11 protein-coding genes are annotated in these 14406 nt (G+C 75.2%); 5 read left to right on the forward strand and 6 right to left on the reverse strand.

The annotated features are described in order from the left end of the window. Window positions 1-123 precede the first annotated feature (123 nt). Both ACIA8Q_RS23625 and ACIA8Q_RS23630 read right to left on the reverse strand, forming a co-directional pair. Window positions 124-1437 (reverse strand): DUF6271 family protein, encoded by a 1314-nt coding sequence (locus ACIA8Q_RS23625; RefSeq protein WP_396317633.1) that lies wholly within the window; start codon window positions 1435-1437, stop codon window positions 124-126. Next, entirely contained in the window at window positions 1419-2528 is a 1110-nt protein-coding gene (locus ACIA8Q_RS23630; RefSeq protein WP_360215248.1) for a phytanoyl-CoA dioxygenase family protein, read from the reverse strand. The genes ACIA8Q_RS23625 and ACIA8Q_RS23630 overlap by 19 nt, the downstream gene beginning before the upstream one ends. 524 nt (window positions 2529-3052) lie before the next feature. Between ACIA8Q_RS23630 and ACIA8Q_RS23635 the strand changes: the two genes are divergently transcribed. Continuing rightward, on the forward strand, window positions 3053-5011 hold the full coding sequence (locus ACIA8Q_RS23635) for an FUSC family protein (protein WP_360215245.1): 1959 nt from the start codon (window positions 3053-3055) through the stop codon (window positions 5009-5011). 132 nt (window positions 5012-5143) lie between these two features. On the opposite strand, the gene ACIA8Q_RS23640 is transcribed toward ACIA8Q_RS23635, so the two are convergent. Then, window positions 5144-6547, reverse strand: a complete 1404-nt coding sequence (locus tag ACIA8Q_RS23640) for an amidase (RefSeq protein WP_360215242.1) — start codon at window positions 6545-6547, stop codon at window positions 5144-5146. A gap of 295 nt (window positions 6548-6842) precedes the next feature. On the opposite strand from ACIA8Q_RS23640, the gene ACIA8Q_RS23645 reads away from it, so the two are divergent. Beyond that, window positions 6843-8165 (forward strand): cytochrome P450, encoded by a 1323-nt coding sequence (locus ACIA8Q_RS23645; protein ID WP_360215239.1) that lies wholly within the window; start codon window positions 6843-6845, stop codon window positions 8163-8165. Window positions 8166-8255: 90 nt separating this feature from the next. Here ACIA8Q_RS23645 and ACIA8Q_RS23650 read toward each other — a convergent pair whose 3' ends face one another. Together ACIA8Q_RS23650 and ACIA8Q_RS23655 are read right to left on the reverse strand one after the other, a co-directional pair. Continuing rightward, the gene (locus ACIA8Q_RS23650; protein ID WP_360215236.1) at window positions 8256-8837 is read right to left on the reverse strand and encodes a YetF domain-containing protein; all 582 of its coding nucleotides are present in this window, start codon (window positions 8835-8837) and stop codon (window positions 8256-8258) included. A 184-nt stretch (window positions 8838-9021) separates the two neighbouring features. Beyond that, window positions 9022-9843, reverse strand: a complete 822-nt coding sequence (locus ACIA8Q_RS23655; protein ID WP_387906991.1) for a LysR family substrate-binding domain-containing protein — start codon at window positions 9841-9843, stop codon at window positions 9022-9024. Window positions 9844-9910: 67 nt separating this feature from the next. On the opposite strand from ACIA8Q_RS23655, the gene ACIA8Q_RS23660 reads away from it, so the two are divergent. From ACIA8Q_RS23660 to ACIA8Q_RS23670, 3 genes are all read left to right on the forward strand, one after another. Then, entirely contained in the window at window positions 9911-10330 is a 420-nt protein-coding gene (locus ACIA8Q_RS23660; protein WP_360215230.1) for a DUF5997 family protein, read from the forward strand. 227 nt (window positions 10331-10557) lie between these two features. Then, on the forward strand, window positions 10558-11472 hold the full coding sequence (locus ACIA8Q_RS23665) for an SDR family oxidoreductase (RefSeq protein WP_360215227.1): 915 nt from the start codon (window positions 10558-10560) through the stop codon (window positions 11470-11472). A gap of 247 nt (window positions 11473-11719) precedes the next feature. Next, complete coding sequence (locus ACIA8Q_RS23670; RefSeq protein WP_360215224.1) at window positions 11720-13396, forward strand: DUF885 domain-containing protein; 1677 nt, start codon at window positions 11720-11722, stop codon at window positions 13394-13396. A 58-nt stretch (window positions 13397-13454) separates the two neighbouring features. Here the strand turns inward: ACIA8Q_RS23670 and ACIA8Q_RS23675 are convergent, their stop codons facing one another. Further along, the gene (locus ACIA8Q_RS23675; protein ID WP_360215221.1) at window positions 13455-14330 is read right to left on the reverse strand and encodes a hypothetical protein; all 876 of its coding nucleotides are present in this window, start codon (window positions 14328-14330) and stop codon (window positions 13455-13457) included. Window positions 14331-14406 lie beyond the last annotated feature (76 nt).

Here is a 14406-nt window from a genome sequence, read left to right on the forward strand (position 1 = left end):
AGTTCGCCGGCGTGGTGGGCGGTGGTGTGGTGCGCGGGGGCGCGGTGGGCGGCCGCCTGGCGGTGGCCGGCGCTCTGGGAGTGGGTGGTGCTCTGGGATATCACGGATGGGCTCCCGGTCCGGCTACCGCGGCAGCCGCTCGGCGGGGGTGGTCCTGCTCGCCCGGGTCAGCGGGCCCCACGCGTCGATCAGCAGCGCGAAGTCCTCGATGTCCGCCTGCGCCTCGTCGAGCAGGCGTGCCCGCTGGGGCGCCAGGTGGTCGGCGAACTCGGCGTACTTGCCGCCCAGTCGCCGGTAGCAGCGGTCGAGTTCGTCGAGCCGCCGGTGGTTCTCCGCGCGGTCCGTCGCGGCGCTGCGGCGGGCGGAGTCGGCGATGGCGTCGGCGCGCACGTGGTGCGCCTCGTCGAGGAGGGCGTCGCCGGCCGCCTCCATGTCGAAGTAGACCGGGTAGAGGTAGAGCATGGAGAGCAGGAACTTGGCGTAGCGCAGCTGGTAGGCGGTGAAGCCGGCGCCGGTGCGGCGTTCCGGGGTGTAGTAGTTGACGATGTGCCGGTTGTGGACGACGCCGGGCAGGGTGGCGTCCCGGACGAGGTGCAGCAGGAAGTAATCGCTGCCGATGGTGTCGGTGGCGGGCGGCAGCGGGACGCGTTCGTAGACCTCGTGGTCGATGGCGACGTTGCACATGTCGATCCGCCAGATGTCGGGCAGGTCGAGCACGGCGCGGTCACCGCCGAACGGTTCGGTGCCGCCGCCGGTGAAGGACTCGGCGACGAGCTCGCGCCGCTCCTCCTCGCTCGCACCGGTGGGCGCCCAGAGCGCGACGACCCGGTGGTAGGCCTGCGGGTCGAGGTCACGGATCTCGGCGAGGTCGACGGAGAGTTCACCGACGAAGGAGCCGCCGACCAGGGCCACGGGCTTGTCCGCGTGCGCCGGGTCGAGGGTGTGGTCGGTGACGGCGGCGGCCGCGTCGGCGGCCTTCAGGCCGAGTGCGGCCAGTTCCGGGACGATCGGGAACACCGGTTCGCCGTAGAGGAGTTGGTAGTGGCTGTCGGAGTCGCGGCGGTGCACGGAGGTGCAGCCGAGGGCGGCGGCGAGCAGGAAGGCGCGGTTGGTGCAGGCGCCGTAGGAGACGGCGTCGGGCAGCATGAGGTCGAGCAGCCGCTCGGGGCCGGCGGCGCCGGAGCGCTCGATCACGTCGCGCAGGAAGGCGCGTTGGGCGTCCTCGTCGAGGTGGTGGACGGTCACCCGCTCGACGGCGGGCAGGGCGGCGACGGCCTCGGCGTGCCGGCGGAAGACGGCCGGGTCGGCGGAGTCCAGGACCAGCAGGTGCACGCGGACGTCGAACCGCGCCGCGGCGAAGGCGGCTTCGGCGCCGATCGCGGCGATGGTGGCCGCGCACTCGCGGTTGGTGGGCAGGGTCAGGCAGACGGTTCGCATTCGGGCTCCCCCGTGGACGTGGCGGGCTGGTGCGCGGCGGGATCCTGCTCCGCCGGCGCCGGGTCCGCGCTCGCGCGGCCGTGCCAGGAGCGCAGGCCGAGCAGCTTCTCGCCGAGTTCGGTGAGCCGGGCCGGCCCGTACCGCAGCGACTCGTGCCTGACCGGGTCGCCGACCAGGGTGCGGTTCCAGTCCGGGGTGGCGAGGGTGCGCCAGGACTCCACCCGGGAGCGGCGCATCTGCTCGGCCTCCTCCAGCGCGGGCATCATGGACAGGTACTGCACGGCCCGCACGCCGTTCTCGGAGGTGTTGCGGGCGACTCCGTGGGCCAGCAGGCCGTTCCAGATCAGCAGGTCGCCGGCGGCCAACTCGGGCCGCACCACCGGGAACTCGGTGCGGTCGACGTCCGGGCGGATCGGGTCGCGGTCGGCCGGCTGGGCGGCCTGCCACTCGTTGAACCGGCGGAACAGCTCCGGGTTGCACTGGAAGCCGCCGTGGTCGGGGCGGGTGTCGTCGAGCGCGATGATGCCCTGGACGCGCTGGGGCAGCATGCCCTGGGTGGTGTCGACGTCCCAGTGCAGCTCGATGTCGAAACCCTTGTCGGTGGGCTCGATGAGTGCGCGGTCGCGGTTGCGGACGTTCGGCGGGTTGAGGTTGAGCCGGTCGAGGGTGACCCAGAGCTCCTCGCAGTCCCAGACGTCGACGAAGGCGTCGTAGACGCGGCGGGTCTGCCGGCTGTCCCAGATCAGCTGGTGGTGGTAGGCCTCGACGAAGCCGTAGATGTGCAGGTGCTGGTCGAGTTCGTCCCGGTAGTCGCGCTCGCGGTACCAGTCCTCGGGGCGGTCGGGCGAGAGGCCCTGGAACTCCCAGGCGAACTCCAGCAGGCGCCGCGCGGCCTCGGCCGGGACGGCCTGCTTGACCACGACGTAGCCGTAGGTCTGCCAGAACGCGAAGTCCTCTTCGGAGAGCACCCGCAGCGGGTGCTTCTTGCGGACCTCGCGCAGCGCGGTCCGCGCGAGGTAGCTCTCCCCGTCCTCACTGAAGTAGGGGCGCTCCGAGGCGGCTCGGTGCAGATACCCGTCAGGGCTCGGCATGGGCAGTCACTCCATGGTTCGTAGTCGACGCAGCGCCACTCGGGCGCAGAGTGCGGGTACGGCGGGCCGACGGCCCGTCACCGGCCGCACGCGGAATTCGGCCCACGAACGCGTGCCGATCCGCACACGCTCCGTCCCTTCCGGGGCCCGGTCGCGGGCTTCACCGAAAGGGGCCAACTCGCAAGTCCGGCAGGCGTGCTCACCCCGTCTCAGCCTTTTGCCGAACCGCGCTCCCCATACGTTGGACTAGACCAACTAATGGTGTCAACCCTCGATCGGCGGTTACCAACGGGGAAATCCACGCAGCTCATGACAGCCCTCGGGAGCGCTTTATGTTTCGGGAACCGACATAAGCCGGGATATGTTTCCGGAATTGACATAACCGTCGGTGAACCGGATCGGCCGCCCGTCCGTTGCCCGCCCGCCCGGGCCGGACGCAGGACGAACCCCGGACCGGACGCCCGACGAACCCCGGACCGGACGCAGGACGAGCCGCGGGCCGGGCCCGGCCGTACGTTGGGCCTATGGCACGCCGCCGACGAGTCGCCGCCAGGCTCGCCCCGCCCAGCTGGCTGACCGAGGGCCTGCGGCCCGCGCCCGCACCGGTGCCCTGGGCGGCGGCGGCCCGGGCCTCGGTGGCGCTCGCCGCGCCGCTCGCGGTCGGCACCGCCACCGGCCGGACCGGGTACGGCGCGCTGGTGTCGATGGGCGCCCTGTCCGGGGTCATCGGTGACACCGCGGACGCCTACCGGATGCGGGTGTTCAACATCGCCGTCCCCCAGCTGTTCGGCGCGCTCGGGGTGCTCCTCGGCACCCTGGTGTACGGCTCGGGCTGGACGGCCGTCGCCGTGCTGACCGCCGTCGCGCTGGTCTCCGGCATGATCTCCTCGATCGGCGCGGTGGCCTCCGTCTCCGGGCTGCTCCTGCTGCTGAACGCGGTGGTCGGCGCCGGGCTCCCGCTGCCCCCTCCGTGGTGGCTGCCGCCCGCGCTGCTGCTGCTCGGCGGTCTGCTGGTGCTCGCCCTCACCCTGCTGGCCTGGCCGCTGCGCGGCGGCACGCCGGAGCGCTCGGCCGTCGCGGACACCTACCGGACGGTCGCCGCCGTCCTCGAGGCCACCGGCACCCCCGGCCACGACGCCCGGCGCCAGGCGCTCACCCAGTCGCTCAACCACTCCTACGACCTGCTGCTCGCCCGCCGGGCCCGCCGGCACGGCCGCTCCCCCACCCTGGTGCGCCTGCTCGCCCAGCTCAACGCCGTCATCCCCGTGGTGGAGGCGGTCTCGGCGGCCCAGCTGCGCCCGAGCCCGCAGGTACCGCTGCCGGCCGCCTACCCGGCGGCCGTGCGCGACCTGGCCGCGGCCATCGACCACGACCGCCCCGGGCGCGCCCCGCCACCCGCCCTCCCCGCACCCACCGGGCCGTCCACCCGGGCCCTGGTGGACGCCATCGGCCACGCGCGGAGCGTCGTGCACGAGACCGAACCCGACCCGTACGGCGCCGAGGACCGGCTCGGCCGGCCCGCCGCGCTACGGGTCCGCGCCCGGAAGGCGGCGCACGCCCTGCTGCTGTCCGGCGCGTCCTGGCGGTACGGCCTGCGGCTGGCGCTGTGCATCGGCCTCGCCCAGATCCTGGTCTCGGTGCTCGCCGTCCCCCGCTCCTACTGGGTGGCGCTCACCGTCACCTTCGTGATGAAGCCGGACTTCGGCTCGGTGTTCTCCCGAGCGGTGCTGCGCGCCCTCGGCACCGCCGGCGGGCTGCTGATCGCCGTACCGGTGCTGGCCGCGGTGCCGCGCGGCTGGTGGGACGTCCCCGTGATGGCGGTGCTCGCGGCGCTGATCCCGGCGATGTCGGCGAAGGGCTACGCCTTCCAGACCGCGGCGATCACCCCGGTGGTCCTGCTGCTCTCGGACCTGCTCAACCACCAGGGCTTCCACCTGGTGCCGCCCCGGCTGTACGACTCGCTGATCGGCTGCGCCATCGCGCTGCTGGCCGGCTACCTGTTCTGGCCGGAGTCCTGGCACACCCGGATCGGGGAGCGGCTGGCCGACGCCGTCGCGGACAGCGGCTCGTACGTCGCCCTGGCCTTCACCACCGCGCCCGGACGGGACCACCCGGCCCGCGCCCGCTACCGGCGGCGGCTCTACCGGGACCTCTCCGCGGTGCGCAGCGAGTTCCAGCGGGCGCTCACCGAGCCGCCGCCGGTCGGGGCCAGGGCCGAGGCCTGGTGGCCGCTGGTGATCGCGGTCGAGCGGATCGTGGACACCACCACGGCCACCCGGGTCCGGGTCGAGCACGGTGCGCCGGCCCCCTCGCCCGCCGAGGTCCGTGCCGTCACCCGGGAGCTGGCCGCCCTGGCCGACGCGCTGCGCACGGGCGCACCGCTGCCCGCGGCCGGGGCGGACGGCCTCTCGCCGGACTGCGCGCTGGCCCGGCTGCACCACGAGGTGCAGGCGGCCCGGGCGGTCGCCGCCCCGGCCGGATAGCGCCCCGGGCGCCGGGCCGACCCGGGCCGGGACGGAGGCCGGGGGCCGGGGCCGGGACGGAGGCCGGGGGCTGGGAGCTGGGAGCTGGGGGACGGGAGCCCGGGCCGGGGGACGGGAACAGGGGGCCGGGGCTCAGTCCTGGATCCGGCGCCAGGGCCGGTCCGCCTCCAGCTCGAAGGCCAGCTCCAGCAGCCGCCGCTCCTCGCCGTGCGCCGCCGACAGGTGCACGCCGATCGGCAGGCCACCCGGTGCGACGCCGGTGGGCAGCGCGATGCCGGGCCCGCCCGTCACGTTGTTGACCGGCGTGAACGCGACGTAGCGCAGCAGGCGCTCGATCAGCTCGTCGAAGGCCACGTTGGGGCTGAGGTGCCCGATCGGCGGGGCGGTGTGCGCGAGCACCGGCGAGAGCACCGCGTCGTGGCTGCGGAAGATGCCCGCGTAGGCGGCCTCGGTCCGGCGCAGCCGGCGCAGCACCGCCGGGACGTGCCGGAACTCGCGCTGGAAGCGGCGGCGCAGGCCGGTGGTCAGGCCGTCCAGCCGGTTGATCCGGAAGCTGCGGTCCAGCATCAGCCGGCCGCTGACGGCGATGGCGAAGGCGATGTACCCCCAGTACAGGACGAAGTCGCGGGAGAACTCCTCGCCGAACGGCAGGGTGGTCTCCTCGACGTGGTGCCCGAGCGCCGACAGCCGGGCGGCCGCCTCCTGCACCGCCGCCCGGGTGGGGCCGTCGGTGGTGGCGATCGGCGAGTCGACGACCAGCCCGATCCTCAGCCGGCGCGCCGCCGGGCCCTCGACCAGCCCGATCGGGGCCAGCCGGGGGTTGCGGTGGTGGCGTTCGGCGGCGGCGTAGAAGGCCGCGGTGTCGCGCACCGACCGGGTCAGCACGCCGTCGGTGACGATGTCGATCGGCAGCTTGTCGCTCTGGGCGTTGACGACCAGGCGGCCCCGGGTGGGCTTGAGGCCGACCAGTCCGCAGCAGGCCGCGGGGATGCGGATCGAGCCGCCGCCGTCGTTGGCGTGCGCGATCGGCACCACTCCGGCGGCCACCAGGGCGGCCGAGCCGCCGGAGGAGGCGCCCGCGGAGTGCGAGGGCTTCCACGGGTTGCGCACCGGCTGCGCGGTGGCGAACTCGGTGGAGGCGTTCAGCCCGAACTCGGGCAACCGGGTCTTGCCGAGCACGGACAGGCCGGTGGCGAGGAACTGGTCCGTGAAGCGGGCGTTGCGGCGGGCGGGGCGGGCCCGGAACGCCTCGCTGCCCATGGCCGTCGGAAGACCCTGCAGGTCGACGTTGTCCTTGAGGAAGGTCGGCACGCCGTACAGCGGGCCGCCGGCCCCGCCCGGGCCGGAGCGCGGACGGTCGTAAGAGGGGTGGGCGACGGGCGTCAGCGCGCCGTCGATCCGGGCCGCCCGGGCGGCCGCGGCGGCGGCCAGCTCCGCGGGGGACACCTCGCCGGAGCGGACCAGCGCGGCCAGCGCCACGGCGTCGTGCGCCCCGAGGGCGTCGTCGGTGAACGCGTGGGCCCGCTCGTCGGACATCCGAACTCCCCAATCCCTACTGACCAGTAGTCTCGCAAGTTCCGCAGTGTAGGGGCGGGGCGGCGCCCGGGGATACCCCCCACGCCGAGGGCGGCGCCGACACGCACCACCGCGCTCCCGGCGTCGGCCGACGTTCCCCCAGGCGCCGGACGGCGCACGGACGTTCGGCACGCGCCCCCCTGCCTCCCCCGCCCGCCCACCGCGGATCGTTTCGCCACCGGGCTCCGGGAAAGATCGGGAGCACGAACCGTCCCGGCCACCACCGTTGCGGCCACCCCCACCCAAGGTGACGCCCGTGCCCACCCAGTACACCTCGGCCACCGCCCCCGGCGCCCTGCCCCTGCTCGGCCACACCCCGGCCCTGCTCCGCCGGCCGCTCGCCTTCGTCGCCGGCCTGCCCGCCCACGGCGACCTCGTCCGGCTCCGACTCGGCCCGCGCGACGCGTACGTCGCCTGCCACCCCGAGCTGGTGCGCCGGCTGCTCGCCGAGGACCACCTCCTCGACCGGGGCGGGCCCGGCACCGGCCCCGCGGGCGGGGACGGCCCCGCCGGCTGCCCCGCCGCGGCCCACCGGCGCCGGCGCCGCCTGCTCCAACCCGCCTTCCACCACGACCGGTTGCCCGGCTACGGCGCACTGATGGCCGAGGAGATCGCCGGCACCACCGCCCGCTGGCGCGTCGGCGACGTGGTCGACGTCCCCGCCGCGATGCACCGCCTCACCACCGCCGCCACCGCCCGCTGCCTGTTCGCCGCGCACGACCGGGCCGGCTCCCCGGCCGTGCACGACAGCGTGGACGTCGTCACCCGCGGCACCGGCCGGCGCGTCACGCTGCCGCTGCCCGGAGCCGACCGCCTCCCCACCCCCGGCAACCGCCGTCTCCGGCGCGCCCGCCGGGACCTGTCGGAGCTCACCGGGCGGCTCGTCGCCGGCCGCCGGGCCACCGGCACCGACCACCACGACCTGCTGTCCGGGCTGCTCGACGCCCGCGACGAGGACGGGCGCGGGCTCACCGACGCCGAGGTCCACGACCAGGTGGCCACCTTCCTGCTCACCGGCACGGAGACCACCGCCGCCACCCTCGCCTGGGCCTGGTCGCTGCTCGCCCGCCACCCGGCCGTCCGCGAGCGGCTGCACACCGAACTCGACACCGTGCTCGACGGGCGCCCCGCCCGCTACGAGGACCTCCCGGCCCTGCCGCTCACCGCCCGCGTGGTCAGCGAGACCCTGCGGCTCTACCCGCCGGTCTGGATCCTCAGCCGCACCGTCACCACGGACGCCGACCTCGGCGGCCTGCACGTCCCGGCCGGCGCCACCGTCCTGTTCAGCCCGTACCTGCTGCACCGCCGGCCCGACCTGTTCCGCCGCCCGGACCGCTTCGACCCCGACCGCTGGCTCACCACCGCCCGCCCCTCCCCCGGCACCTACGCCCCCTTCGGCCTCGGCGCCCGCCGCTGCCTCGGCGACGCCTTCGGCACCACCGAGGCCGTCCTCGCCATCGCCACCATCGCCGCCCGGTGGAGCGTCACCCCGACCCCGGGGCGCACCGTCCGCCCCGGCCGCGGCCCCTCGCTCTCCCCGCACCCCTACACGGCCACCCTCGCCCGCCGGGCCCGGTGAGCCCTCAGGGGCACGGTGAGCCCGTACCAGGGGGCGGTGAGCCCTCACGGGGGCACGGCGGGCCCGTCCGGGCACGGCGGGCCGCCCGGCTCAGCGCCCCCGGCCCCGGTCGGCCGCCAGGATGGCGAGCAGCCCCTCGATCGACTCCAGCCGGCGCCGCAGCTCCTCGACGTCGCCCCGGGTGGCGCCCTGCTCCTCGGGCTTGAGGGTGATCACCAACTGGCCGTCCGGCTCCAGGCGGCCGACCGCGACGTCCCGGACGGTGTCCCCGTTCTGCACCCGCACCGCGTGCTCGATCTCGGACGCCCGCAGCGCGAGGCCGCGCAGCGACTCCGGCACGAGCCGGCCGTCCTTGACGACGGTGGTCGGGGTTCCCTCCAGCAGCCGGGCGGCGCGCGGGTCCCGGGCGAGCCAGCGGGTGACGGCGGAGTTCACCGTGACCAGGGTGACCGCGCCGATCGTGCCCCCGAGCAGGCTGTTGTCGTTGCCGATGATCGCGTTCTGCACCACGTTGGAGAGCAGGAAGACGACCACCATGTCGAAGGTGTTCAGACCGGCCAGCCCGCGCTTGCCCGCGACCCTGAACAGCACCAGGATCAGCACGTAGACCGCCACCGTGCGGACGACCTTCTCCGCGATCGGCATCTGGACAACCACCAGGTCGTGCCACACGGCGCGCTCCTCCAACCCCTCGACCGGACGGGGCCGGCAGCGCCCGGGGCCGACGGTACGCGCCCCACCGGGCCCCGGCCAGCACCGGAGGCCCCGGGCGTCCCGGCCGGGGGCTCCGGTGCGCGGCGCCGCGGGGGGGGTTCCGGTGCGTGGCGCCGCGTTTGGCGGCCGCCCGGGCCTGGCGCTACGAGCGCCGCTTGGGCTTGCCGCTGCCCCGCTTCGCGGCCGCACCGCCCCGGCCGCCCGCCGAAGGCCGCGGCTTGCCCTGGGTCTTCTGCTGGCCGCCCTTCTGCTGGCCCGCCCGCTGCTGGCCGGCCTTCTGCTGGCCCGCCTTCGGCGACTGGGGCTTGCGGGCCTGCGCGCCCTTCTTCGGCTCGGCGGCGGGGGCGGCCGGCTGCGCGCCCCGGCCGCGCGAGCTGTTGACCGTCCGGCCGCGGACGATGCCGATGAACTCCTCGACCAGGTCCGTCGTCTCCTCCTGCCGCCAGGCCAGCACCACCTGGGACTGCGGCGCCTCCACGACCGGGCGGAAGGTGAGGTCGCGCCGGTGGTGCAGCCGGGCCAGCGACTGCGGCACCAGCAGCACCCCGACGTTGGCCGCCACCAGCTCGATCGCGTCGGCGGTGGTGGCCGGGCGCTCGACGGCCGGGCGGCCGGGCAGCTCCCCCGGCCAGCCCAGGGTGTCGTCGAGCGGGTGGAACACCACGTCCTCGGCGAGGTCGGTCAGCGCGACCTCCTCGGCCGCGGCGAGCCAGTGGTCCTTGGGGAAGACCACCACGGTCGTCTCGGTGTACAGCGGGATCGCGCTGAGCACGTCCCGGTCGACCGGCAGCCGGAGCAGCCCGGCGTCCGCGGTGCCCCCGCGCAGGGTCCCCTCGGCGTCGCCGACCGGCACCGCGAGGAGGTCGAGCGGCACGTCCGGGAGCCGCTCGCCCCAGACCCGGGCCCACTTGCCGGGGGTCACGCCCGGGACGTACACGAGCCGGAAGGACGGGTTCACCTGCATCTCTGTCACAGGGCAAGGCTACCGACCGTGACCGGGAGCGCCCGCGCACTCCCTTACCCTTGTCTCCATGACATCGCTCAAGCAGAAGACCGGCCAGACCATGAAGCCGGCCACCGCGGCCAAGAAGCTGGGGATCTACCTCGACGCGGCGCCGACCGGCTTCCAGGAGGGCGTGGTCTCCCGCGAGGAGCTCAACGCGCTGCAGGCCGAGCCGCCGCAGTGGCTCCAGGAGCTGCGCAAGAACGGCCCGCACCCGCGCCCGGTGGTCGCCGCCAAGCTCGGCATCTCCATCTCGGGCCTGGCCCGCGGTGGCGTGACGGAGGCGCTCACCACCGACCAGATCGAGGCGATCAAGGCCGAGAACCCGCTCTGGCTGCAGCACGAGCGCGCCAACCAGGTGGACGTCCGCAAGGAGACCGCCCGGATCAAGGCGAAGCACGACAAGGAGGCCGCGGCCAAGGCCGCCAAGGCCGCCCACGCGGGCTGAGCAGCGGCTCCGGCCGAGTGTCGGACCCCTGCGCGAGGATGGTGCCGACGTCCGTTCCACGGGCGTCGGCACAGTCGTCACCGCGGCCGGTCGGTCCCGGTGGGTCCGGCGGGTCCGGGTCCGGTGGGTCCGGCGGGTCGTTCCCGGGCAGCCGGGCCCGCCCGGGCCGGCCGGTGGCGTGACCGGGCAGCGGGCGGCCGCCGGAGGCGGTCAGGGAGGCGGGGCGCGTGGCAGGGGTACTGGACGGGCGGATCGCGCTGGTCGCGGGGGCGACGCGGGGCGCGGGGCGGGGCATCGCCGTCGAACTGGGCGCCGCGGGCGCCACGGTGTACGTCACCGGGCGCAGCACCCGGCGGCAGCGCTCGGAGTACGACCGCCCGGAGACGGTCGAGGACACCGCCGACCTGGTGACGGCGGCCGGCGGAACGGGCATCGCCGTCCCGACGGACCACCTCGTCCCCGCCCGGGTCGCCGCCCTGGTCGAGCGGATCGACGCCGAGCAGGGCCGGCTGGACGTCCTGGTCAACGACATCTGGGGCGGCGAGAACCTGTTCGGCTGGAACGTCCCGGTCTGGGAGCACGACCTGGATGACGGCCTGCGGCTGCTGCGGCTGGCCGTGGAGACGCACGCCGTGACCAGCCACCACGCGCTCCCGCTGCTGCTGCGCCACCCGGGCGGCCTGGTCGTCGAGATGACGGACGGCACCGCCGAGTACAACGGCGCCACCTACCGCAACTCCTTCTTCTACGACCTCGCCAAGTCCTCCGTGCTGCGGATGGCCTTCTCCCTCGGCCACGAGCTGGGCCCGCGCGGCGCCACCGCCGTCGCGCTCACCCCCGGCTGGATGCGCTCCGAGATGATGCTGGAGCACTTCGGCGTCACCGAGGAGACCTGGCGGGACGCCGTGGTGCGGGAGCCGCACTTCGGCATCTCCGAGACGCCGCGCTACGTCGGCCGGGCGGTCGCCGCCCTGGCCGCCGACCCGGCGCTCGCCCGGTGGAACGGCCGGTCGCTGTCCAGCGGGCAGCTCGCCCGGGAGTACGGCTTCACCGACCTCGACGGCAGCCGCCCGGACTGCTGGCGCTACCTGGTCGAGGTCCAGGACGCCGGCCTGCCCGCCGCACCGGAGGCCTACCGCTGACGCACCGTCAGACCGGTGCCCCGGCGCGCGGACACCGGCGCGGACCGGCAGCACCGCGCCGGTGCCGCACCCCGGCGCGGCCCGGCCCCGACGTCGACCGGCGCTCGTTCCACCGACCCCGTGCCACCGGTGCTTATTTCCACCGGTGCTTATTGACCACGCCGCCGGCCGCTCCGAATAATCGGCGCAACCGGGGCCGCCCAGGGCCCCCTCGGCACACAGACCGCACCGGACCGGGGGAACGATCGTGACCGACCAGCCGCATCAGGCCGAACTCGCCTCACTCGCGGAGGAGTTCTTCGCCGCCGAGAACGCGCACAACCCGTTCGACGCGACGCTCAGCGGGGTCGCGGGCCACGCCCACCAGGTGCCCGACCCCTCCCGGGCGGCCGCGCTGCGCCACCGCGAGGTGCTGACCGGGATCGGTACGCGGCTGGCCGCGATCCCGGTGGACGCGCTGACCGGCGACGACCGGATCACCCACGGCGTCCTCGGCCGGCTGATCGAGAACGGCACGGGCCAGATCACCCACGGGCTGGCCGACTTCAGCGTCTCCGCGACCATCGTGGCACCGCAGAACGCGGCGTTCACCTCGCTCGCCATGACCTCCGTCGACCAGGAGGGCCCCGAGGCCTACCTGGAGCGGCTGGCCGGCCTGCCGGGCTACTTCGACGCCGTCCTGCAGGGCTTCCTGGACACCGCGGCCGACGGCCGACGGCCGCTGCGCAGCGGCGTCGACGCCGCCGTCACCCAGCTGGACGCCTACCTGGCCGCCGGCCCGGACGACGACCAGCTGCTGCGCCCGATGCGGGGCCGGCCGGAGCTCGAACGGGCCCTGGCGATCGTCCGCGACGGCGTGCGCCCGGCGGTGGCCCGCTACCGGGCCGGGCTGGCCCAGCAGTTGGCCGCGGACGCCAGGCCCGACGACCAGGCCGGCGTCTGCCACGTGCCCGGCGGCACCGAGGGCTACGCCGACGCCGTCGCCCGCTACACCCGGCCGGGCCTCACCCCGGAGGAGGTCCACCGGATCGGCCTGGACACCGTGGCCGAGCTGCGCGAGGAGTTCGCCGAGCTGGGCGGGCGGGTGCTCGGCATCACCGACACCGAGGGCGTGCTGACCGCGCTGCGCGAGGACCGCGCGCTGCGCTTCGACAGCGCCGCGGAGATCATCGCCCTCGTCGACGACGCGCTGGAGCGCGCCCGCCGCGCCTCGGTCGACTACTTCCGCCCGTACCCGATCGCCGACTGCGTGACCCGGGAGATCGACCCGGTCGAGGCGGAGACCGCGCCGCTGGCCTACTACCAGCCGCCGGGCCCCGGCGGCCTGCCCGGCACCCACTGGATCAACACCCTGCGCCCGCAGACCCGGTTCCGGTACGAGTACGAGGCGATCGCCTTCCACGAGAGCGTGCCCGGCCACCACCTGCAGATCGCCGTCGCCCAGACGCTGCACCACCTGCCGGTGTTCCGGCAGAAGCCGAGCGGTCAGCTGACCGCCCACGTCGAGGGCTGGGGGCTGTACACCGAGCGGCTCGCGGACGAGATGGGGCTGTACAGCTCGGACCTCTCGCGCTTCGGCATGCTCTCGATGGACGCGCTGCGCGCCGTGCGCCTGGTCGTCGACACCGGACTGCACCACTTCGGCTGGTCGCGGGAGCGGGCGATCGCGTTCATGCGGGACAACACGGCCACCACCGAGGAGAACGTCCGCAACGAGATCGACCGGTACATCTCCTGGCCGGGCCAGGCCACCGCCTACCTGATCGGCCGTCGGGAGATCGTCCGGCACCGCGAGCGCGCCCAGGCGGCTCTGGGCGGGCGGTTCGACGTCCGGGAGTTCCACCACCAGCTGATCGGGCACGGCAGCCTGCCCCTGGGGGTGCTGGACGAGCTCATCTCGGACTGGATCGCGGCGCAGCGGTAGCCCGTCGGCCGTGCCGCCGTGGGGCGCGGCCTCGCCCCCACGGCGGCACCCGGGGGGATCAGCAGACCGGGATCGGCACCGTCAGCACGAAGGCGTGCGGGTCCGGGTTGGCCGGGGCCTGGTAGGTGAGCGTGACCGGGATGCTCGTCCCGGGGCTCGCGGCCGGGTCGACCCGGAGCGCGAAGCCCCGGTTGTACCGGGACCAGGTGTTGTTGACCGGGTCGTCACAGGTCGCCGTCGTGCCGTCCGCCGAGATCACGCACGGGTTGGAACTCGGCGCGGTGTCCAGCCAGGTGGAGCCGGGCGGCAGCTGTGCCACCACCCGGCCGCGCCACGGGTAGTCGGTGGAGGGGCCCAGGTTGCGCTCCAGCACCTCGAAGTCGGCCGGGTCGCCGGGCGCCGCCGGCTTCGGGGGCCGCCACATCTCCAGCACGGCGTTCGTCACCGGCGCCGAGGTGGCGAAGGACCAGGTGGCCGACCCGTCGTCCGGGTTCTGCGCCGGGTCCCAGGTGACGACGGCGGTGCCGCCCGGGTAGGTCTGCGGGCCCGGGGTGGTGCCGATGCTCCGGCCGAAGATCCGCTCGGTCTCGCAGGTGCCCGGCGCGAGGCCCTGCGCCACCTGGAACCGGATCCAGTTCCAGCCGCCGTCCACCGGGCCCGCGTGGTCGGTGGTGAGCTCCAGGCCCGGATCCCCGGGACCGTTGACGACCAGGGTGGCCTCGGTCGGCGTCTCGGTCCCGTTGTTGCAGACCGTCACCAGGACGGTCCCGACGGCGCCGGGCGCGGTCGGGAAGGACGGCGGGCTCACCTGCACGCTCAGGTCCTTGGCGTACGTCGGGCGGTGCACGGGCGCGGCGGAGGCCCGGGCGGCCGGGGCGGCGAGGAGCGGGACGGGTAGCAGCGCGGCTGCCGCGATCAGGGCGGGGATCCGCATGGGGTGACTCCGCATGGGGTGACTCCGGGAGGTCCGAAAGGGGCGAACGTCGTCGTTCGGTCACGAAGCTACGCCG

This window comes from Kitasatospora sp. NPDC051705, from assembly GCF_044453265.1.
Classification (GTDB): domain Bacteria; phylum Actinomycetota; class Actinomycetes; order Streptomycetales; family Streptomycetaceae; genus Kitasatospora.